Genomic DNA, 19,273 nt, shown 5'->3' with positions numbered 1-19,273 from the left:
CACTGTCTGCGGGCGCTGCGCGCGCTCAGGTGCTGCTGGTGCTGGTGCTGGTGCTGGTGCTGGTGGTGCTGGTAGTGCTGGTGGCGGGCTAGAGGCCGACCTCGGACTCGAACGCGCCTTCTTCGATCCGGTTCTTGACCGCGGTCAGGTACCGGGCCGCGTCCGCGCCGTCGATGAGCCGGTGGTCGTAGGACAGGAACAGGTAGCTCATCGAGCGGATCGCGATGATGTCGGCCCCGTCCGCGTCCTGGGCGACGACGGGTCGCTTGACGATCGTGCCGGTGCCGAGGATCGCGACCTGCGGCAGGGCGACGATCGGGGTGTCGATCAGCGCGCCGCCCGAACCCGTGTTCGTGATCGTGAAGGTGCCGCCGGCGAGGTCGTCGGGCGCAACCTTGTTCGCCCGTGTCCGCCCGGCGAGGTCAGCGATCTTGCGCGCGATCCCGGCGAGGTTGAGGTCGCCCGCGTCCTTGATCACCGGCACGACGAGCCCGCGCTCGGTGTCCACCGCGATCCCGAGGTTCTCGGAGCCGTGGTAGACGACCTGATCGCCGTCGATGCTCGCGTTGATCTTCGGGTACGTCTTGAGCGCCTCGACGGCGGCCAGGGCGAAGAACGGCAGGAACGTGAGGTTGACGCCCTCGCGTGCCTTGAAGTCCGCCTTGGCCCGGGCGCGCAGGCGGGCCACCTTCGTGACGTCCACCTCCACGACCGTGGTCAGCTGCGCCGACGTCTGCATCGACTCGACCAGGCGATCGGCGACCAGCTTGCGCAGCCGCGTCATCTTCTGGGTCGTGCCGCGCAGCGGCGAGACGGCCGCGGGGGCGGCCTTCGCGGCCGCAGGAGCGGGAGCGGCGCTCGCCGACGCGGCGCTGGCCGACGCGGCGGCCGCCTGCTTGGCGGCCTCCTCGGCCTTGGCTGCCGCCTCGAGGACGTCCTCCTTGCGGATCCGCCCGCCGACGCCGGTCCCCGCCACCGCGGTGAGGTCCACGCCGCGCTCCGCGGCGAGCTTGCGCACGAGCGGGGTCAGGTAGCTGCCCGACGCCGTCGCCGTCGCGGGTGCTGCGTGCGAGGCGGGGGCCGGCTTGGCCTCGGCTACGGGTGCCGGTGCGGCCGCAGGTGCCTGCGCTGCCGGCTCGGCGCGCGGCGCGGGCGCCTCGTCCGGGGCGGCGACCTGGGGTGCGGCCTCGGTCTGCGCCGGTGCCGCTGCGGGGGCGGGTGCCGCCGCGGCGGTTGCGGGCGCGGCCGCGCCGGAGCCGATCACGGCGAGGGGGGTGCCGACGGCGACCGTCTCGTCCTCCTGCACCAGGATCTGCTGGAGCGTGCCGGCGAACGGGGACGGGATCTCCGTGTCGACCTTGTCGGTCGAGACCTCGAGCAGCGGCTCGTCGGCCGCGACCTCGTCGCCGATCGCCTTGAGCCAGCGCGTGACGGTGCCCTCCGTGACGGACTCGCCGAGTGCGGGCATGGTCACCTCGGCCCCGCCGGAGTCGCCGGCCGACTGCGCCGCGGCCTCAGGCTCTGCCGCGGGCTCGGGCGCCGCGGCGGGCTCCGGCTCCGCCGCGGGAGCGGCCTGCGCCACCTCGGGCTCAGGTTCGGGGGTCGGCTCGGGCGCCTCCTCGGCAGCCGGCTCGGCGGGCGCCGCCGGGGCGTCGCTGCCGGAGCCGATCGTCGCGAGCGCGACGCCGACGGCGACCGTCTCGTCCTCCTGCACCAGGATCTCCTGGAGCACTCCCGCGAACGGCGACGGGATCTCGGTGTCGACCTTGTCGGTCGAGACCTCGAGCAGGGGCTCGTCGACGGCGACGGTGTCGCCAACGGCCTTGAGCCAGCGGGTAACGGTGCCTTCGGTAACGCTCTCGCCAAGTGCCGGCATCTGCACGGAATCAGCCATGACCGCTCGTGTCTCCTTCGATCGTGGGGGTCAGTTGTGGGCGTGCAGCGGCTTGCCGGCGAGGGCCAGGTGGGCCTCGCCGAGCGCTTCGTTCTGGGTCGGGTGCGCATGCACGAGGGACGCGACGTCCTCGGGGTAGGCCTCCCAGTTCACGATGAGCTGGCCCTCGCCGATGAGCTCGCCTACCCGGGACCCGATCATGTGGACCCCGATGACGGGGCCGTCCTTCTGGCGCACGAGCTTGACGAAGCCCGCGGTCCCGAGGATCTGGCTCTTGCCGTTGCCGCCCAGGTTGTACTCGAGCGTCTCGACCGCGTCCGCGCCGTGGATCTCCTTGGCCTTCGCCTCCGTCAGGCCCACCGAGGCGACCTCGGGCTCGGAGTAGGTGACCCGGGGGATGCCCGACTCGATGATGGCCGGCGGGTTGAGCCCGGCGATCTCCTCGGCGAGGAAGATGCCCTGCGCGAACCCGCGGTGCGCGAGCTGGAGGCCGGGGACGATGTCGCCGACGGCGTAGATGTTGCCGACGCCGGTGTGCAGGCGCTCGTTCGTGATGACGAAGCCGCGATCGAGCGTGAGGCCCTGCTCGGCGTAGCCCAGCCCCGACGTGGTCGGGCCACGGCCGACGGCCACGAGGAGCAGGTCGGCGTCGAACGTCTTGCCATCCTCGAGGCTCACGTGCACGCCGTCGTCGGACTGAGTCACGCCGGCGAAGCGGACGCCGAGGCTGAAGTTGATGCCGCGCTTGCGGAACGCGCGCTCGAACGCCTTGCTCAGCGCCTCGTCCTCGTTCGGGACGAGGTGGGGCAGGGCCTCGACGATCGTGACGTCGGCACCGAAGGACTTCCACACGCTCGCGAACTCGGAGCCGATGACACCGCCGCCGAGCACGATGACCGACTTCGGCACCCAGTCGAGCGTGAGGGCCTGGTCGGAGGTCATCACGCGACCGCCGATGTCGAGCCCGGGCAGCGACCGCGCGTACGAGCCGGTGCCGAGCACGATGTTCCGGCCGGTGATGCGCTCGCCGTTGACCTCGACGGCGTCGGGCGCGACGAGCGTGCCCCAGCCCTCGATGACCGTGATGGCGCGGGACTTGATCAGCCCCTGCAGGCCCTTGTAGAGCCGGCCGATCACGGTGTCCTTGTACTTGTTGACCCCGGCCATGTCGATGTGGTCCAGCGTGCTGTGCACCCCGAACTGGGCGCCCTCGCGGGCGTTGTCGGCGAGCTCGGCCGCGTGCAGCAAGGCCTTGGTGGGGATGCAGCCGTTGTGCAGGCACGTCCCGCCCAGCTTGCCCCCCTCGACGAGGGCGACCTTGAGGCCGAGCTGGGCGCCGCGCAGCGCGGTGGCATAGCCACCACTGCCTCCGCCCAGGACGACGATGTCGAAAGCGGTGCCGTTCGTGTCGGCCACGTGAAACTCCTCGGTGCAGACGTACCTGGTCTCGGTGATCTCGCCCATCTTGTCATCGTGGGCACCGCGACCCTAACCCGAACGCGGCTTTCGCCGTGTGACTCTGGAAACATTCATCCCATGTCTGCTGCGCCCAGGTCACGTCCATCCAAACCCCACCCTTTCTCCAGGTGCGGCCGCTATTGTGCGCCGATGGGCCTGTTCTCCAGACGTAAGAGCGCGTACGACGCGGCGGCGCAGCCGACCACCCGCGAGGCGCAGGAGGCGACGGTCGCGCACTTCCGCGAGTTCGTCGCCACCCACAAGGGGGTCGAGGCGTTCGCCGAGCCCGTGACCAGCAGCACGCCGATGACGCTCATGCTCATCGCGACCTCGGGGGAGTGGACCCGGCGCCGCGTACCGACGCCGCAGGCCGCGTTCGACCTCGCCCAGTCGCTCGGCATCCCGGTCTACGACGTCAACCGCGTCGGCTACCCGCAGCGCATGCGGGACTGGAACAGCAAGCAGCGGATCCTGGCCAAGCGCGCGCGCGAGTCGCGCGCCTGACCGGTCCCGCCGGCTACTTCTTCGCGGCGCGCGCCTCGATCACGGCGAGCATCGTCCGCACGCCGACCCCGGTGCCGCCGACGGGCGTGTACCCGTGCGCGGCCTTCTCGTTGTAGGCGGGGCCCGCGATGTCCAGGTGCGCCCACGGCGTCGAGCCGACGAACTCGCGCAGGAAGATCCCCGCGGAGAGCATGCCGCCCCACCGCTCGCCGATGTTGGCCAGGTCGGCAAACTTCGAGTTCAGCCCCGGGCGCAGGTCGTCGGGCAGCGGCATCGGCCAGAACAGCTCGCCCGAGGTCTCGGCGGCGGCGACGACGTCGGCGCGCACGGCGTCGGTGCCCATCACGGCCGAGACCCGGTTGCCGAGCGCGACGACCTGGGCGCCGGTGAGCGTGGCGATGTCGAGCACGACGTCGGGCTTCTCCTCGACGGCCGCGACGAGGCCGTCGGCGAGCACGAGCCGGCCCTCGGCGTCGGTGTTGAGCACCTCGACGGTCTTGCCGCCGCGGATCGTGATGACGTCGGACGGGCGCTGGGCCGTGCCCGACGGCATGTTCTCCGCGATGCAGAGCCACCCGGTCACCGCGACCGGCAGCTCCAAGCGCGCGGCGGCGATCACGGTGTGCAGCACGGCGGCCGCCCCAGACATATCGGACTTCATCGCCTCCATGCCCGCGGCGGGCTTGATCGAGATGCCGCCCGAGTCGAACGTGATGCCCTTGCCGACCAGGGCGATCTTCGCCGTCGGCCGCGACGGGGAGTAGGCGACCTTGACCAGGCGCGGGCCCCGGGCCGAACCCTGCCCGACGGCGAGGATGCCGCCGTAGGCGCCAGCGGTCAGGCCCTTTTCGTCGAGCACAGTGATCTTGATGCCGGTGCCCTTGACCGAGGCCTTCGCGAGCTCGGCGAACGCCTCCGGGTACAGGTCGTTCGGCGCGGCGTTGATGAGGTCCCGGGTCCCGTGCACGGCGGCGGCGATCGCCTCGGCGCGCGCGACGGCGCCCTTGGCCTCGCTCTCGCGGGCCAGCGGGGTGCAGATCTCGATCGTCGCGACCGGCGCGTGCGCGGCGGCGGTCTTGGCGTCGCGGTAGCGCGTGAAGGCGTAGGCGCCCAGCAGAGCGCCCTCGGTGACCGCCGCGACGGCCGCGACGTCGGCGGCGGGCAGGGCGATCGCGACGGCGGAGACCCCGGCGAGCTCGCGGGTCGCGGCGCCCGCGGCGCGGCGCAGCGTCTCGGGGGAGTAGTGCTCGGCCCGGGCGCCGAGGCCCGTGAGCACGATGACGGGCGCGGCGATCTCGCCGCCGGTCGGCAGCTTGCGCACCTCGTCGGCCGCGCCCGTGATCCCGAGCGTGCCGGCGGCGCGCGTGAGCTGGTTGCGCAGCGCGGCGGGGAGCGCGTCGGCGCCGACGAGCACCATCCCGTCGTCGGCGACGGCCGTCGCCACGATGAGGGCATCGGCGGAGATGCGGGCAGGATCCTTGGAAGTCAGCGTCAGAGGCACCGACCGATCGTAGCCGCGTCGCGCCGGTAGCCTCGGTGACCGTGTACATCCCCCTCGCGATCGCCATCGCCGCGCTCGCCGTTCTGCTCGCCGGCTGGGCCGCCGCGCGCGCGCTGCGCGACCGGCCCGTCGTGCTCCGCCAGCTGTGGGCTGCGGCCGTGGTCGAGGCCGCGATCGCGGTCCAGGTCGTGATCGCCGTGGTCGTCGCCGCGGGCGGCGAGCCGATCCTCGAGCCCGCGACCTTCTGGGGCTACGCCGCCGCAACCCTGCTCATCCTGCCGATCGCCGCGGCCTGGGCGTTCGCGGAGCGGAGCCGGTGGAGCTCGGTCGTACTGGTAGTGGCCGGGGTGACGGTCGTGTTCCTGCAGTGGCGACTCCTGCAGGTCTGGGGCGCCGCGTGAGCCGGCCGGGCGGGGGCGCGGCGTCGACCGCGAGCGGTCCCGGGCGCGTGCTCGTCGCCGTCTACGCGGTCTTCGCGCTCGCGGCGAGCGCGCGTGCCGGGGTCCAGCTCGTGACGAAGGGGCACGAGGCGCCGCTCGCGTACGCGCTGTCGGCGCTCGCGGGCGTCGTCTACGTCGTCGCAACCGTCGCCCTCGCGCGCGGGCAACGGCGGGTGGCGACCGCGGCGGTGAGCATCGAGCTCGTCGGGGTGCTGGCCGTCGGGGTGTTCTCGCTCGCCGACCCCGCGGCCTTCCCGGACGCGACCGTCTGGTCCGGGTTCGGGCAGGGGTACGGGTACGTGCCGCTTGTGCTGCCTCTGCTCGGGCTCGCGTGGCTGCGGCGGACCCGTCCGACCCGCCCCGCCCGGCGCGCCGACGACCCGGGGGCCGGCCGCTAGATTGGGCCAGATGTACCGCTTCTTCTTCACCCTCGTCTTCCGCCGGATGGACCCCGAGCTCGCGCACCGCCGCGGCTTCCGCGCGATCCGCCTGGTCGGGTCGGTCGGTCCGCTCGCCGCGCTCGTGCACCGCGTGCTCACCCGGGGTGCGGGCGCGCCGGTGCGCGCGCTCGGGCGCACCTTCCCGGCGCCGTTCGGGGTCGCGGCGGGGTTCGACAAGAACGCGGTCGCGGTGCCGGGCCTGGTGATGCTCGGCTTCGGCTTCGTCGAGGTCGGCACCGTCACGGCCCACGGCCAGCCCGGAAACCCCGCGCCGCGGCTGTGGCGCGTGCTCGACCGGCAGGCGATCCGCAACCAGATGGGCTTCAACAACGAGGGGGCCGCGGCCGTCGCGGCCCGGCTGCGCGGGCTCCGGGCGACCCCGGCCGGGCGCGCGCTCGTCGTCGGCGTCAACATCGGCAAGACCAAGGTGACGGCGCCCGACCAGGCGGCGGCCGACTACGCGACGAGCGCGGGGCTGCTCGCGCCCTACGCGGACTACCTGGTCGTGAACGTCTCGTCGCCGAACACCCCCGGGCTGCGCGACCTGCAGTCGGTCGCGGCGCTGCGGCCGATCCTCACCGCGGTGCGTTCCGCCGCCGCCGCCGCCACGCCGGACCGCGCGAAGGGTCCCGTGCCGCTGCTGGTGAAGATCTCGCCCGACCTGTCGGACGACGACGTCGACGCGGTCGCCGACCTCGCGGTCGAGCTCGGCCTCGACGGCGTCGTCGCGGTGAACACGACGACGTCGCACGCGTACGGCCCGGGCGGCCTCTCCGGGCCGCCGCTGCTCCAGCGCGGCCTCGACGTCGTGGCCCGGCTGCGGTCCCGGCTGGGGCCGGACCCGACGATCATCGGCGTCGGGGGGATCTCGACCGCGGACGACGCCCGGGAGTACCTCGCAGTCGGCGCGACCCTCGTGCAGGGTTACACCGGCTTCATCTACCGCGGGCCGCTGTGGGCCGCCGGCATCAACCGCGCCCTCGCCGCCGACGCCGCGCGCGTGCGGCCCGCGGCGGTGGCGTCGTGATGCGCCCGCAGTGGGAGTGGGCGCTGGACGACGCCGAGGGCCGCGCCCTCGACCGCCCGATCAGCCCGGTCTTCACCAACCAGTTCGACGCCGAGCAGTGGCTGGGCGAGAACTGGCGCGAGCTCGCGCGGCAGGACGTGGTGGTCGCCCGGCTGCTGCACGACGGGACCCAGGCCGCGGCCGCGGTCGCGCTCCGGATCCCCTGACCGCGTCCTCAGGACGGACGGGTCGTCGGCGCGTGCGCGGCGGTCAGGGCCGCGTCGGCCTCGACGGCGTCGCCGAGCACCGCGTCGATCCGGTCGAGCAGCTCGCGCGGGATCGTGACGCCCGACGCCTTGACGTTCTCGGCGACCTGCTCGGGCCGCGAGGCGCCGATCAGGGCCGCCGCGACGTTGTCGTTCTGCAGCACCCAGGCGACCGCCAGCTGGGCGAGCGTCAGCCCGAGCTCGTCCGCGATCGGCCGCAGCCCCTGCACCCGCGTCAGGACGTCGTCGGTGAGGAACCGCTTGATCGTGCTCGCGCCGCCCTTGGCGTCCGTCGCGCGGGTGCCGGCGGGCACCGGCTGGCCGGGCGCGTACTTGCCCGTCAGGACGCCCTGCGCGACGGGGGACCAGACGATCTGGGACATGCCGAGCTCGCGCGCCGCCGGCACCACCTCGGGCTCGATGACGCGCCAGAGCATCGAGTACTGCGGCTGGTTCGAGACGAGCTGGAACCCGAGCTCGGTGCTCAGGGCGTGGCCCGCGCGCAGCTGCTCGGCGGTCCACTCGCTGACGCCGATGTAGAGCGCCTTGCCCTGGCGGACGACGTCCGCGAACGCCTGCATCGTCTCCGTCAGCGGCGTCTCGGTGTCGTACCGGTGGGCCTGGTACAGGTCCACGTAGTCGGTGCGCAGCCGCGTCAGCGAGCCGTCGATGGACTCCATGATGTGCTTGCGGGAGAGGCCGGAGTCGTTCGGGCCCTTCGGGCCGGTCGGCCAGTACACCTTGGTGAGGATCTCGAGCGACGCGCGGCGCTCGCCGGCGAGCGCGGCGCCGAGCACGGTCTCGGCCGCGGTGTTCGCGTACGCGTCGGCGGTGTCAAAGGTCGTGATCCCGGCGTCGAGCGCCGCGCGGACGCACGCCGTGGCGGTGTCGTTCTCCACCTGCGAGCCGTGGGTGAGCCAGTTGCCGTACGTGATCTCCGAGACCTTGAGGCCGGAGCTGCCCAGATAGCGATGGTTGACCATCGCGCCAGCCTATGACCGCGGTCGCAGCGCCGCCCGGGGGTGGGTCAGACCGGGTACTCACCGTGCTTGACCTGCGGCCGCGGCAGGCGGGCGCGCCGGATCTGGAACGCGCGCATGATCGCGTACAGCGCGATGCGGCGCAGGAACGAGGCCTCGCCGAACTTGTCGTACAGCTTCTTCTTCAGCCGGCGCCACATGAGGAGCGCGTCGATGATCGTCACGAGCACGACGGCGTACAGCGTGAAGACGACGACCACCGAGGCCGCCCGGTTCTGGGCGAAGACGAAGGTCGCGACGACGAAGAGCATCGCGACCGGGAGGAAGAACTCGCCGAGGTTCCAGCGCGCGTCAACGTAGTCGCGCACGTACCGGCGCACCGGGCCCATGTCCTTGGCCGGCATGTGCTTCTCGTCGCCGTTCTGCATGGCGCGGTACTCGAGGTCGCGCTGCGCCCGCGCGGCGATGCGCCCGGACTTGGCCGCCGCCTTGCGGTCGGTCGGCACGAGCGGGCGCCTGTTGGCCGCCTCTGCCGTCTTGCGCTTGGGGGTGGGCCGGCCCTTGCCGGTCGTCACCGCGCCGTAGCTGGCGTCGTCGACGGGCTGCACGGTCTCGGGTGGCTTGCTGCGGAAGAACACCCCCACAGGATAGACGAGCCGCGGGGGTAGCGTGGTCGCCCGTGACCGAGCTCAGCACGAACCCGACAACCGTCCTGCGCGACCGCGTCGCCGCCGCCTTTCCGGCCCTGCGCGCCGACCTCGAGTCGCTCGTGCGCATCCCGAGCGTCTCGAACTCCTCGTTCGACCAGGCGCATATGGACGCCAGCGCCGCGGCCGTCGCCGAGCTGCTGCGCGGCGCCGGCCTGCCCGACGTCCAGATCCTGCGCGCCGAGCTCGCCGACGGCCAGCGCAGCCGGCCCGCCGTGATCGCGCGTCGCCCTGCGCCCGACGGCGCCCCGACCGTCCTGCTGTACGCGCACCACGACGTCCAGCCCCCGGGCGCCGACGCCGACTGGGACTCCATCCCGTTCGAGCCGGTCGAGCGCGACGGCCGGCTGTACGGCCGCGGGGCGGCCGACGACAAGGCGGGCGTGATCGCTCACGTCGGCGCGCTGCGCGTGCTCGCGGACGAGCTCGCCGTCGGCGTGACCGTGTTCGTCGAGGGCGAGGAGGAGATCGGGTCGCCGACGTTCACGGCCTTCCTCGAGACCTACGCCGACCTGCTCGTCGCCGACGTCATCGTCGTGGCCGACTCCGCGAACTGGAAGGTCGGCACCCCCGGCCTGACCACGTCGCTGCGCGGCCTCGTGGACCTCGAGGTCGAGGTCACCGTGCTCGAGCACTCGGTGCACTCGGGCATGTTCGGCGGCCCCGTGCTCGACGCCCTGACGCTGCTGTCCCGGCTGATCGCGACGCTGCACGACGACGCCGGCGACGTCGCGGTCGCGGGCCTGGTCAGCGCGCCGGACCCCGTCGTCGACTACGACGAGGCCGAGTTCCGGGCGGACGCCGCGCTGATCGACGGCGCCGAGCTCGCGGGCAGCGGCCCGCTCACCGCCCGGCTGTGGACGCGGCCGGCGCTCGCCGTCATCGGGATCGACGCGCCGAGCATCGCGCTGTCCTCCAACACGATCGTGCCGCGCGCGAAGGCGAAGCTGTCGCTGCGGATCGCTCCCGGGCAGGATCCGGCGGCGGCGCTCGACGCGCTGCGCACCCACCTGCACACGCACGCGCCGTTCGGCGCCCGGGTCACCGTGACCCCGGGAGACCTCGGCCGGCCGTTCAAGGCCCCGGCCGACTCCGACGCGATGCAGGCCGCGCGCTGGGCGTTCGAGCAGTCGTGGGGGACCGCGCCGGTCGACATCGGCCTCGGCGGCTCGATCCCGTTCATCGCCGACCTGCTCGAGACGTTCCCGACGGCGTCGATCCTCGTCACGGGCGTCGAGGACCCGGACTCGCGCGCCCACGGGGCGAACGAGTCGGTCGACCTCGGCGACCTCGAGCACGTCGTCCTCGCCGAGGCCCTGCTGCTGCGCCGCCTGGGCGGTCCGTCGGCGGTGAGGTAGTCCAGCTGTCGCGAGTTCGTCCGTCACGAGGGACGAACTCGCCGTCGAAGGACGAACTCGCCGTAGAAGGACGAACTCGCCGCAACTGGACTACCTCGCGACGTGGATGCCGTCGACTCAGACCGGCGGGTCCGGGTCGTACTGGATCGCGCGGCGGACCTGACGTGCGACGTCGGCGCTCTCGAGCCGCGCCACCAGGTGCAGCGCCATGTCGATCCCGGCGGACACCCCGGCGGCCGTGATCACGTCGCCGTCGTCCACGAACCGGGCCTCGGTGTCGAGCATCACGCTCGGGTCGATGGCTGCGAGCTCGTCGAACGCACCCCAGTGGGTCGTGGCCGGTCGGCCCGCGAGCAGCCCGGCGGCCGCGAGCACGAGCGCGCCGGTGCACACGCTTGCGAGCAGCGGGACCTCGGCGCGCTGGCGGCGGACCCAGTCCAGGTGCGCGGAGTCGGCGGACAGGGTCCGGGTGCCGCGGCCGCCGGGGTACACGAGCACGTGCAGCCCGGCGACGTCGTCGGCCGACCGGTCGGGCACGATCCGCAGCCCCTTCGCGAGGCGCACGCCCGCGCCGTCGGCGGAGAACGTCAGCACCTCGGGCCGCAGGTCCGACAGCGCGGCCCAGGCCGCGAGGACCTCGAACGGGCCAACGACGTCGAGCTCCTCCGCGTCGTCGAACACGAAGACCCCTACCCGCAACGCGCTGCCGGTGCTCATCGAGCCGCCTTCCGATCGGACGTTCCACCCGCCGTGGTGCTGCGGGCCGCCGGTTACAGCCCCGGCAGCGCCAGCATCTGGTCGAGGGCCACGCGGGCCCAGTGCGCGTCGTCGGCATCGACGACGACGCGGTTGACCGTGCGCCCCGCGACGAGCGACTCCATCGCCCAGACCAGGTGCGGCAGGTCGATGCGGTTCATGGTCGAGCAGAAGCACACGGTCGAGTCGAGGTAGTGCACGGCCTTGTCGGGGTGCGCCCGGGCGAGGCGCCGCACGAGGTTCAGCTCGGTCCCCAGCGCCCAGGCCGACCCGGCCGGCGCCGCGTCGAGCGCCTTGACGATGAACTCCGTCGAGCCCACGAGGTCGGCGGCCTCGGTGACCTCGTGCGTGCACTCGGGGTGCACGAGCACGGTGACGCCCGGCACGGCGGCGCGGATGTCGCGCACGTTCGCCTCGGAGAATCGGCCGTGCACCGAGCAGTGCCCGCGCCACAGGATCATCCGTGCGGCCTCGAGCTCGCCGGGGGCGAGGCCGCCGTTCGGCTTGCGGGGGTCGAACACGACGCAGTCGGCCAGGGACAGCCCGAGCTCGCGCACCGCGGTGTTGCGGCCCAGATGCTGGTCGGGCATGAACAGCACCTTGCCGGTGCCGTCCAGTCCGCCGACGCGGTCGAACGCCCACCGCAGCGCGACGGCGGCGTTGGACGACGTGCAGACCGTCCCGCCGTGGCGGCCGGTGAACGCCTTGATAGCGGCCGTCGAGTTCATGTAGGTCACGGGCACCGTCTGCGCGGCGATGCCGAGGTCGGTGAGCGTGTCCCACGCGTCCTCGACCTGGTTGATCGCGGCCATGTCGGCCATCGAGCAGCCGGCGGCGAGGTCGGGCAGGATGACCTGCTGCGCCGCCGAGGTGAGGATGTCCGCCGACTCGGCCATGAAGTGCACGCCGCAGAACAGGATGAACTCCGCGTCGGGGCGGGCCGCCGCCTCGCGGGCGAGCTTGAACGAGTCGCCGGTGACGTCCGCGAACTCGATCACCTCGTCGCGCTGGTAGTGGTGGCCGAGGACGAACAGGCGGTCGCCGAGGGCCGCGCGCGCCGCCCGGGCCCGGTCGACGAGGTCCGGGTCGCTCGCGGCCGGCAGCGCGCCGGCGCACTCGACGCCGCGCTCGGACAGCAGGTCAGTGCCCTGCCCGAGCAGCAGCAGCAGGGCCGACGGCGCGGGCTCCGCGAAGGGACGGCCGGTGGTGGTGGCGCTCACCTGATCATTTTCACACAGTGCCCCGGCGCCGGGGTGGTCTCGGCCTGTGCCAGGCTTCGGCTCATGCGCGTCGTCATCGCCCCGGACTGCTTCGGCGGAACCCTGACCGCGGAGCAGGCGGCCGCGGCGATCAGCGCGGGGTGGCTGCGTGCGGCCCCCCGGGACGTGCTCGACGTGCGCCCCCTGGCCGACGGCGGCCCGGGGTTCGTCGAGACCCTGCGCGCCAGCCTGGGCGGCGAGCTGCTCGTTGCCACCGTGCGCCCGCCGACGCCGGACGTCGGGGCGGGCGACGCCGTGCCCGCCGCGGTGCTGGTCGTCGAGGGCGCGGACGGCACGCGGACCGCCTACCTCGAGTCGGCACAGGCGGCCGGCCTCGCCCTCGTGCCGCCGGCGCTTCGGGACCCGACCCGCACCTCGACCTACGGCGTGGGCGAGCTGCTGCGGGCCGCCCTCGCGACCGGGGCGGGCCGCGTCGTCGTCGGGCTCGGCGGCTCGGCCACCAACGACGCCGGCGCGGGGATGCTCGCCGCGCTCGGCGTCGGCGCGAGCGACGGGCCGCTCGCGCGGGGCGGCGGCGGGCTGGGCGCCGTCACGGCCGCCGACCTCGCCGGGCTCGCCGAGCTGCGCGCGAGCCTGGCCGGCGTCGAGCTGCTCGTCGCGACCGACGTCGACGTGCCGCTGCTCGGCCTGCACGGCGCGAGCGCCGGGTTCGCGCCGCAGAAGGGCGCCACCGACCAGCAGGCCCAGGACCTCGAGCGCGCCCTCGGCAGCTTCGCGCACGCGGCGGTCGCGGCGCTCGGCCCGGACGCCGTGCGGCCGGACCTGCTCGCGTCGTCGCGCAGCGCGTCCGCCGCTGCGCGGCTCACGGGCCTGCCGGGCGCGGGCGCGGCCGGCGGCCTCGGCTTCGGCCTCGCCCTGCTCGGCGCCCGCATCGTGTCCGGGTCGGGCTTGGTGGCCGACGCCGTCGGGCTGCCCGCGCGGATCGGCGCGGCCGACGTCGTGGTCACGGGGGAGGGCACCTTCGACTGGCAGTCGCTGCACGGCAAGGTGGTCGCGGCCGTGGCCGAGCGGGCGCTCGCGGCCGGCGTCCCCGCGATCGTGCTCGCCGGACAGGTGCAGGTCGGGCGGCGCGAGTGGAGCGCCGCCGGCATCGCCGGGGCGTACGCGGTCGCCGAGACGGCCGAGCAGGTCGCGGCGGCGTTCGCCGATCCCGCGGGCACGCTCGCGGCGCGCGCGGAGCGGGTCGCCCGGACCTGGTCGCCCGCCCGCCGGGCCTGACCGCGCCGGCCGGTGCGCGGGCCGCGCCCAACTCGCCGACGCACCGACTCGGCCGCCGCGCGGAGTTCGACGTACGCTTGCCGGGAACAACTGGCCCCGGGTGTGCTGTTAACCCAGTCAGCCAGCGAGTCGGGTGACGATGTCCCCCGCCGTACCGTCGAGACCTGCGGAGTGACGATGAGCGAGACCACCGAGACCGCGACGCACGGCGTCGACCTCACAGACTTTGCCGCGAGCAAGATTCGCAGCCTGCTCGAGCAGGAGGGGCGCGACGACCTCCGGCTGCGCGTCGCCGTCCAGCCCGGCGGCTGCTCGGGCCTGATCTACCAGCTGTACTTCGACGAGCGCGTGCTCGACGGCGACGCCGTGCGCGACTACGACGGCGTCGAGGTGGTCGTGGACCGCATGAGCGTGCCGTACCTCGACGGCGCGACGATCGACTTCGCGGACACGATCGAGAAGCAGGGCTTCACGATCGACAACCCGAACGCGGGCAGCTCCTGCGCGTGCGGCGGCTCGTTCGGCTGAGTCCGGCCGCACGTTCTCCCAGCGCCCCGACGTCCGGGCGCCGGCGTCCCTACGGGCGTCCGGCGCCCGGACGTTCTGCGTCACCGGCCGTGCGGACGGTGATCGCGAGCTCGGCGCCGTCCATGTCGGTGTCGCTCGCGTCGGCGCCGTCCATGTCGATTGCGTTCGCGGTGATCGCCACGAGCTCGTGGCCGCGCAGCCGCGCCCAGGCGGGCACGTCGTAGCGCGCCGCCGGGTCGGTGGCCAGGACAGTCAGGAGGGACCCGGGCGCGGCGTCGCGCGCGGCTCTGGCCAGCTCGATGACGGGCAGCGGGCACCGTAGGCCCCGCGCGTCCACGATCACGGGATCGGTCACAGCCCGGTCACGCCGAGCAGGTCGCGCACCCGGCGCACCGCCCCGGGCAGCGCCGCGAGGAACCGGTCGACGCCGTCGTCGGTCGCGCCCACTGGGAGCGCGAGGCGCACGTTGCCGTGGGTCAGCACGCCCATCGCTGCGAGCACGTGGCTCGGCTCGAGCGTGCTCGACGTGCACGCCGACCCGGAGCCGACGGCGAAGCCGAGGCGGTCCAGCTCGCCCACGAGCGCCTCGCCGTCGACGTACAGGCACGAGAACGTGACGACGTGGGGGAGCCGGGCAGCGGCGTCCCCGACGACCTCGACGTCGGGCACGGTCGCCGCGACCGTCCGGCGGATGCGATCGACCAGGCGGCGCCGGTGCGCGTCCGCGCCGGCCCGCTCGGCCACGGCGTGCTCGAGCGCGACGGCCGCGGCCAGCGCCGCGGGCACGCTCACGCCGCCCGGGAACCAGGCGTCGTCGTCCTCGGGCCAGTCGGCGGCCCAGCGCACGCGCGGACGCACAGCGAGCACGCCGAGGCCGCTCGGGCCGCCCCAGTCGCCCGGGTCCGCCGCCAGCGCGTCCCACTGCGGCCCGAGCTCGACGTGGCCGGCGCTCGCGCCCGCGTCGAGCAGCAGCGGCACGCCCGCCCGGCGCGCGGCCTCGGCCACCTCGGACACCGGCTGGAGCGTGCCGACCTCGCCGTTCGCGTGCTGCAGCGCGACGAGCGCGACGCCCGGGGCGGCGAGCGCCCGGCCCATCGCGGCCGCGTCCACGCGGCCCGCGCCGTCGACCCCGACGACCACGCGCCGGCCCGGGCCCGCGCCGGCCCCGGCCGGTTCGGCGGCGGCGAAGCGGGCGGCCTCGAGCAACGCCGCGCGCTCGACCGCGCCGACGACGACGTCGCGCCCGACCCGGCGCCGCCCGCGAGCGATCCCACGCACCGCGGCGTGCAGGGCCGCCGTGTGCGAGCCGGCGAGGAACACCTCCTCGGTGCGCGCGCCGAGCCCCGCGGCGAGCGACGCCCGCGCGCCGTCGAGCAGCGACCGCGCGCGCCGACCCTCGGCGTGCAGGCGGCGCGGGTCGGCCCAGCCCTCGTCGAGCGCCTGGGCGAACGCCGCGCGCGCGGCCGGGTGCAGCGGCGCGTGGCCCGCGACGTCCAGGACGGTGCGCCCGGCGGCGCCGTGCGGCACCCGGACGGCTGTGTTCTGCCTCACACCCGGGTCGTCGCCCCGGCTCGGGGTGGGGCTGCTGTCGCTGGTCATCCCCGCACGCTAGTCACCCCCGGGCCCCGGTGCGGGTCGCGGCCGGAGCGCCGGCCCGCCGCGGCGGCGGCGGGGCGCCACCAACACGCCGAGTTCCGGCGGCCCAGGGCACAGGCACGCGCTAGGCTGCGCGAGTCGAGGACTTAGGTCCCGGACCAGCGGCCCGGCCATCTGGCCGGCGCCCTGCGGGACTGGACGAGAGAGGTCGCACCTTGCACTCGGAACACCCCCGTCGGACCCGGCGACAGGCAGTGCTTGTCGGCCTGGCCGTGGCGGTAACCCTCGTCGCCTCCGGCTGCTCGGCCCAGGCCGAGCGGGGCTTCCTGCCGGGGTACGACGACGGCGAGGTCACCAACCAGACCGCCCGGATCACGAGCCTGTGGGTCGGCTCCTGGATCGCCGCGCTCATCGTCGGCCTCATCACCTGGGGCCTGATCCTGTGGTGCGTCGCGGTCTACCGCAAGCGCAAGGACGACGACACGCTGCCGGTGCAGCTGCGCTACCACGTGCCGCTCGAGATCATGTACGTCATCCTGCCGATCGTCATGATCGGGGTGCTGTACTACTACACGGCGCGGGACATGACCGCGATCACGGACGTCTCGACGGAGCAGCCCGACGTCACGATCGGCGTCATCGGCAAGCAGTGGAGCTGGGACTTCAACTACGTGGACGACGACGTCTACGAGACGGGCGTGCAGGCGGAGGACGTGGCCGCCGAGGGCTCGTTCGACGAGCTCCCGACGCTGTACCTGCCGGTGGACGAGCGGGTCGAGTTCACCCTCGACTCGCGGGACGTGATCCACTCGTTCTGGATCCCGGCGTTCCTGTACAAGCTCGACGTGATCCCGGGCCGCACCAACACCTTCCAGGTGGTCCCGACCCGGATCGGCGTCTACGCCGGCAAGTGCGCCGAGCTGTGCGGGGAGTACCACTCGTCGATGCTCTTCAACGTGGCCGTCGTCTCGCGCGCCGACTACGACGAGCACATGGACGAGCTCCGCGCCAAGGGTCAGACCGGCCAGCTCGGCCTCGAGTACAGCCGGTTGCAGGACGCTCGCGTGAGCGACCAGGCATCGGGCGCCGAAGGACAGGAGAACTGATGGCCACCTCGGCGATCGAGATCCCGGGGCTCGCGCCCCGGCGGCAGTCCCTCGGCCGGTCGGTGATCAAGGTCATCACCTCGACCGACCACAAGACCATCGGCTACATGTACCTGGTCACGTCGTTCATCTTCTTCGGCATCGCCGGCATCATGGCGCTGCTCATCCGCGCCGAGCTGTTCGAGCCCGGCCTGCAGCTCGTGCAGAGCCGCGAGCAGTACAACCAGCTCTTCACGATGCACGGCACGATCATGCTGCTGCTGTTCGCGACCCCGCTGTTCGCGGGCTTCGCAAACGTGATCATGCCGCTGCAGATCGGCGCCCCCGACGTCGCGTTCCCGCGGCTGAACATGTTCGCGTACTGGCTGTACCTGTTCGGCGGCCTCATCGCCGTCTCGGGCATCTTCACCCCGCAGGGGGCCGCGTCGTTCGGCTGGACCGCCTACGCGCCGCTGTCGAACGCCGCGTTCTCGCCCGGGCTCGGGGGAGACCTCTGGGTGTTCGGTCTCGCCCTGACCGGCTTCGGCACGATCCTCGGTGCCGTCAACTTCATCACGACGATCGTGACGATGCGCGCGCCCGGCATGACGATGTTCCGGATGCCGATCTTCACCTGGAACACGCTCGTGACCAGCCTGCTCGTGCTCATGGCGTTCCCGCCGCTCGCGGCGGCGCTGTTCGCGCTCGGCGCCGACCGGCGCCTCGGCGCCCAGGTGTTCAACCCCGAGAACGGGGGCGCCATCCTCTGGCAGCACCTGTTCTGGTTCTTCGGGCACCCGGAGGTCTACATCATCGCGCTGCCGTTCTTCGGCATCGTCTCGGAGATCCTGCCCGTGTTCAGCCGCAAGCCGCTGTTCGGCTACAAGGGCATCGTCTACGCGACGATCGCGATCGCGGCGCTGTCCGTGACCGTGTGGGCGCACCACATGTACGCGACCGGGGCCGTGCTGCTGCCGTTCTTCTCGCTGATGACCATGCTCATCGCGGTGCCGACCGGGGTGAAGTTCTTCAACTGGATCGGCACGATGTGGCGGGGAAAGCTGACGTTCGACACCCCGATGCTCTGGTCGCTCGGCTTCCTGATCACCTTCCTGTTCGGCGGGCTGACCGGGATCATCCTCTCGAGCCCGCCGCTCGACTTCCACGTCACCGACACCTACTTCGTCGTCGCGCACTTCCACTACGTCGTGTTCGGCACGGTCGTGTTCGCGATGTTCGCGGGGTTCTACTTCTGGTGGCCGAAGTTCACCGGCCGCATGCTCGACGAGCGGCTCGGCAAGATCCACTTCTGGATGCTGTTCTTCGGCTTCCACGCGACGTTCCTCATCCAGCACTGGCTCGGCGTCGTCGGCATGCCGCGCCGCTACGCCGACTACTCGGCCGAGGACGGCTTCACCTGGATGAACCAGGTGTCGACCATCGGGTCCGTGCTCCTGGCCGCGTCGACGCTGCCGTTCCTGTGGAACGTCTACGTGACGTGGCGCAACGCGCCCAAGGTCATGATCGACGACCCGTGGGGCTTCGGCGGCTCGCTCGAGTGGGCCACGAGCTGCCCGCCGCCGCGGCACAACTTCACGTCGCTGCCGCGCATCCGGTCCGAGCGCCCCGCCTTCGACCTGCACCACCCGGAGGTGGCGGCGATGGACCACGCCGAGCCGGATCCCGGGCTGCTCGACCAGCTGCTCGGTGACGCGGATCGGCGCGGCGAGCAGGGCTCGGCGCGCGAGCGGATGGAGTCCGGCTCGGGCGAGCCGGAGCAGTCGTCCACGATCGTCATCGACCGACCCCGCCCGGACAGCACGGAGGACGAGGACCGATGAAGGTCGAGACCAGGCTCTTCGCATGGCTGGCGCCATTCTTCGCGCTCTGCGGCGTCGTGTACGGCGTGCTCACCGACTGGCAGGAACCGGTCGGCTCGGCCGGGCTGCTGCTCGTGGCGGCCCTCGTCGCGATGATCGGCGGCTACTTCACGCTCCTCGCCAAGCGCATCGACGCCCGCCCCGAGGACGACCCGCACGCGGAGATCGAGCAGGGCGCGGGCGACCAGGGCGTGTACAGCCCGTGGAGCTGGTGGCCGCTGGTCGTCGGGGCGGCGGCCGCGATCAGCTTCCTCGCGCTCGCCGTCGGCTGGTGGCTGCTGTACCTCGGCGCCGCGCTGGCCGTGATCGGCCTGGTCGGCTGGATCCTCGAGTTCTCCCGCGGCCAGCACGCGCACTGAGCGCGCTCCCGCCGCCC

The 19,273-nt window shown here is 73.4% G+C and carries 20 protein-coding genes; 11 read left to right on the top strand and 9 right to left on the bottom strand.

Annotated features, from left to right (window positions below; genetic code table 11):
• Positions 1-88 precede the first annotated feature (88 nt).
• Entirely contained in the window at positions 89-1,894 is a 1,806-nt protein-coding gene (gene sucB, locus J4E96_RS13595) for a 2-oxoglutarate dehydrogenase, E2 component, dihydrolipoamide succinyltransferase (protein WP_227422633.1), read from the bottom strand.
• Positions 1,895-1,924: 30 nt separating this feature from the next.
• Positions 1,925-3,310, bottom strand: a complete 1,386-nt coding sequence (lpdA, locus tag J4E96_RS13590) for a dihydrolipoyl dehydrogenase (RefSeq protein WP_227425762.1) — start codon at positions 3,308-3,310, stop codon at positions 1,925-1,927.
• 192 nt (positions 3,311-3,502) lie between these two features.
• On the opposite strand from lpdA, the gene J4E96_RS13585 reads away from it, so the two are divergent.
• Positions 3,503-3,856, top strand: a complete 354-nt coding sequence (locus J4E96_RS13585; RefSeq protein WP_227422632.1) for an oxidoreductase — start codon at positions 3,503-3,505, stop codon at positions 3,854-3,856.
• A 13-nt stretch (positions 3,857-3,869) separates the two neighbouring features.
• Here the strand turns inward: J4E96_RS13585 and J4E96_RS13580 are convergent, their stop codons facing one another.
• A complete protein-coding gene (locus J4E96_RS13580) occupies positions 3,870-5,357 on the bottom strand; it encodes a leucyl aminopeptidase (protein WP_227422631.1) in 1,488 nt (495 codons plus the stop codon).
• Between the two features lie 41 nt (positions 5,358-5,398).
• On the opposite strand from J4E96_RS13580, the gene J4E96_RS13575 reads away from it, so the two are divergent.
• The 4 genes from J4E96_RS13575 to J4E96_RS13560 are packed head-to-tail and all read left to right on the top strand — an operon-like array spanning position 5,399 to position 7,470.
• Entirely contained in the window at positions 5,399-5,758 is a 360-nt protein-coding gene (locus J4E96_RS13575; protein ID WP_227422630.1) for a hypothetical protein, read from the top strand.
• The gene (locus J4E96_RS13570; RefSeq protein ID WP_227422629.1) at positions 5,755-6,195 is read left to right on the top strand and encodes a hypothetical protein; all 441 of its coding nucleotides are present in this window, start codon (positions 5,755-5,757) and stop codon (positions 6,193-6,195) included. The genes J4E96_RS13575 and J4E96_RS13570 overlap by 4 nt, the downstream gene beginning before the upstream one ends.
• Before the next feature lie 10 nt (positions 6,196-6,205).
• Positions 6,206-7,264 (top strand): quinone-dependent dihydroorotate dehydrogenase, encoded by a 1,059-nt coding sequence (locus tag J4E96_RS13565; RefSeq protein WP_227422628.1) that lies wholly within the window; start codon positions 6,206-6,208, stop codon positions 7,262-7,264.
• A complete protein-coding gene (locus J4E96_RS13560) occupies positions 7,264-7,470 on the top strand; it encodes a hypothetical protein (RefSeq protein WP_319637681.1) in 207 nt (68 codons plus the stop codon). The genes J4E96_RS13565 and J4E96_RS13560 overlap by 1 nt, the downstream gene beginning before the upstream one ends.
• 8 nt (positions 7,471-7,478) lie before the next feature.
• On the opposite strand, the gene J4E96_RS13555 is transcribed toward J4E96_RS13560, so the two are convergent.
• A complete protein-coding gene (locus tag J4E96_RS13555; RefSeq protein WP_227422626.1) occupies positions 7,479-8,492 on the bottom strand; it encodes an aldo/keto reductase family protein in 1,014 nt (337 codons plus the stop codon).
• Positions 8,493-8,536: 44 nt separating this feature from the next.
• Positions 8,537-9,127: a DUF3043 domain-containing protein gene (locus J4E96_RS13550; RefSeq protein WP_227422625.1), complete on the bottom strand. Its 591-nt coding sequence runs from the start codon at positions 9,125-9,127 to the stop codon at positions 8,537-8,539.
• A gap of 41 nt (positions 9,128-9,168) precedes the next feature.
• Between J4E96_RS13550 and J4E96_RS13545 the strand changes: the two genes are divergently transcribed.
• Positions 9,169-10,554, top strand: coding sequence for a dipeptidase (locus tag J4E96_RS13545; protein ID WP_227422624.1), 1,386 nt, complete (start codon positions 9,169-9,171; stop codon positions 10,552-10,554).
• A gap of 117 nt (positions 10,555-10,671) precedes the next feature.
• Here J4E96_RS13545 and J4E96_RS13540 read toward each other — a convergent pair whose 3' ends face one another.
• Positions 10,672-11,271: a DJ-1/PfpI family protein gene (locus tag J4E96_RS13540; RefSeq protein ID WP_227422623.1), complete on the bottom strand. Its 600-nt coding sequence runs from the start codon at positions 11,269-11,271 to the stop codon at positions 10,672-10,674.
• Positions 11,272-11,324: 53 nt separating this feature from the next.
• Positions 11,325-12,530, bottom strand: coding sequence for a quinolinate synthase NadA (nadA, locus tag J4E96_RS13535; protein WP_227422622.1), 1,206 nt, complete (start codon positions 12,528-12,530; stop codon positions 11,325-11,327).
• Between the two features lie 63 nt (positions 12,531-12,593).
• Between nadA and J4E96_RS13530 the strand changes: the two genes are divergently transcribed.
• Positions 12,594-13,808, top strand: coding sequence for a glycerate kinase family protein (locus J4E96_RS13530; protein ID WP_227422621.1), 1,215 nt, complete (start codon positions 12,594-12,596; stop codon positions 13,806-13,808).
• Positions 13,809-13,985: 177 nt separating this feature from the next.
• Positions 13,986-14,336: an iron-sulfur cluster insertion protein ErpA gene (gene erpA / locus J4E96_RS13525; protein WP_227422620.1), complete on the top strand. Its 351-nt coding sequence runs from the start codon at positions 13,986-13,988 to the stop codon at positions 14,334-14,336.
• 49 nt (positions 14,337-14,385) lie between these two features.
• On the opposite strand, the gene J4E96_RS13520 is transcribed toward erpA, so the two are convergent.
• Together J4E96_RS13520 and J4E96_RS13515 are read right to left on the bottom strand one after the other, a co-directional pair.
• Positions 14,386-14,691 (bottom strand): sulfurtransferase TusA family protein, encoded by a 306-nt coding sequence (locus J4E96_RS13520; protein WP_227422619.1) that lies wholly within the window; start codon positions 14,689-14,691, stop codon positions 14,386-14,388.
• A complete protein-coding gene (locus J4E96_RS13515) occupies positions 14,688-15,935 on the bottom strand; it encodes an aminotransferase class V-fold PLP-dependent enzyme (RefSeq protein ID WP_227422618.1) in 1,248 nt (415 codons plus the stop codon). The genes J4E96_RS13520 and J4E96_RS13515 overlap by 4 nt, the downstream gene beginning before the upstream one ends.
• Before the next feature lie 212 nt (positions 15,936-16,147).
• On the opposite strand from J4E96_RS13515, the gene ctaC reads away from it, so the two are divergent.
• Genes ctaC through J4E96_RS13500 form a run of 3 tightly spaced genes read left to right on the top strand, consistent with a single transcriptional unit; the run spans position 16,148 to position 19,256 of the window.
• On the top strand, positions 16,148-17,038 hold the full coding sequence (gene ctaC, locus J4E96_RS13510; RefSeq protein ID WP_227422617.1) for an aa3-type cytochrome oxidase subunit II: 891 nt from the start codon (positions 16,148-16,150) through the stop codon (positions 17,036-17,038).
• Entirely contained in the window at positions 17,038-18,858 is a 1,821-nt protein-coding gene (gene ctaD, locus J4E96_RS13505) for an aa3-type cytochrome oxidase subunit I (RefSeq protein ID WP_227422616.1), read from the top strand. The genes ctaC and ctaD overlap by 1 nt, the downstream gene beginning before the upstream one ends.
• Positions 18,855-19,256 carry a cytochrome c oxidase subunit 4 gene (locus J4E96_RS13500; protein ID WP_227422615.1) on the top strand — a complete coding sequence of 134 codons (402 nt, stop codon included), beginning with the start codon at positions 18,855-18,857 and terminating at the stop codon, positions 19,254-19,256. The genes ctaD and J4E96_RS13500 overlap by 4 nt, the downstream gene beginning before the upstream one ends.
• The last annotated feature ends 17 nt before the right edge of the window (positions 19,257-19,273 follow it).

Source organism: Pengzhenrongella sicca (assembly GCF_017569225.1).
GTDB lineage: Bacteria > Actinomycetota > Actinomycetes > Actinomycetales > Cellulomonadaceae > Pengzhenrongella > Pengzhenrongella sicca.
Note: the sequence above shows the minus strand (reverse complement) of the source record. Positions and strands in the feature narration are given on the sequence as shown.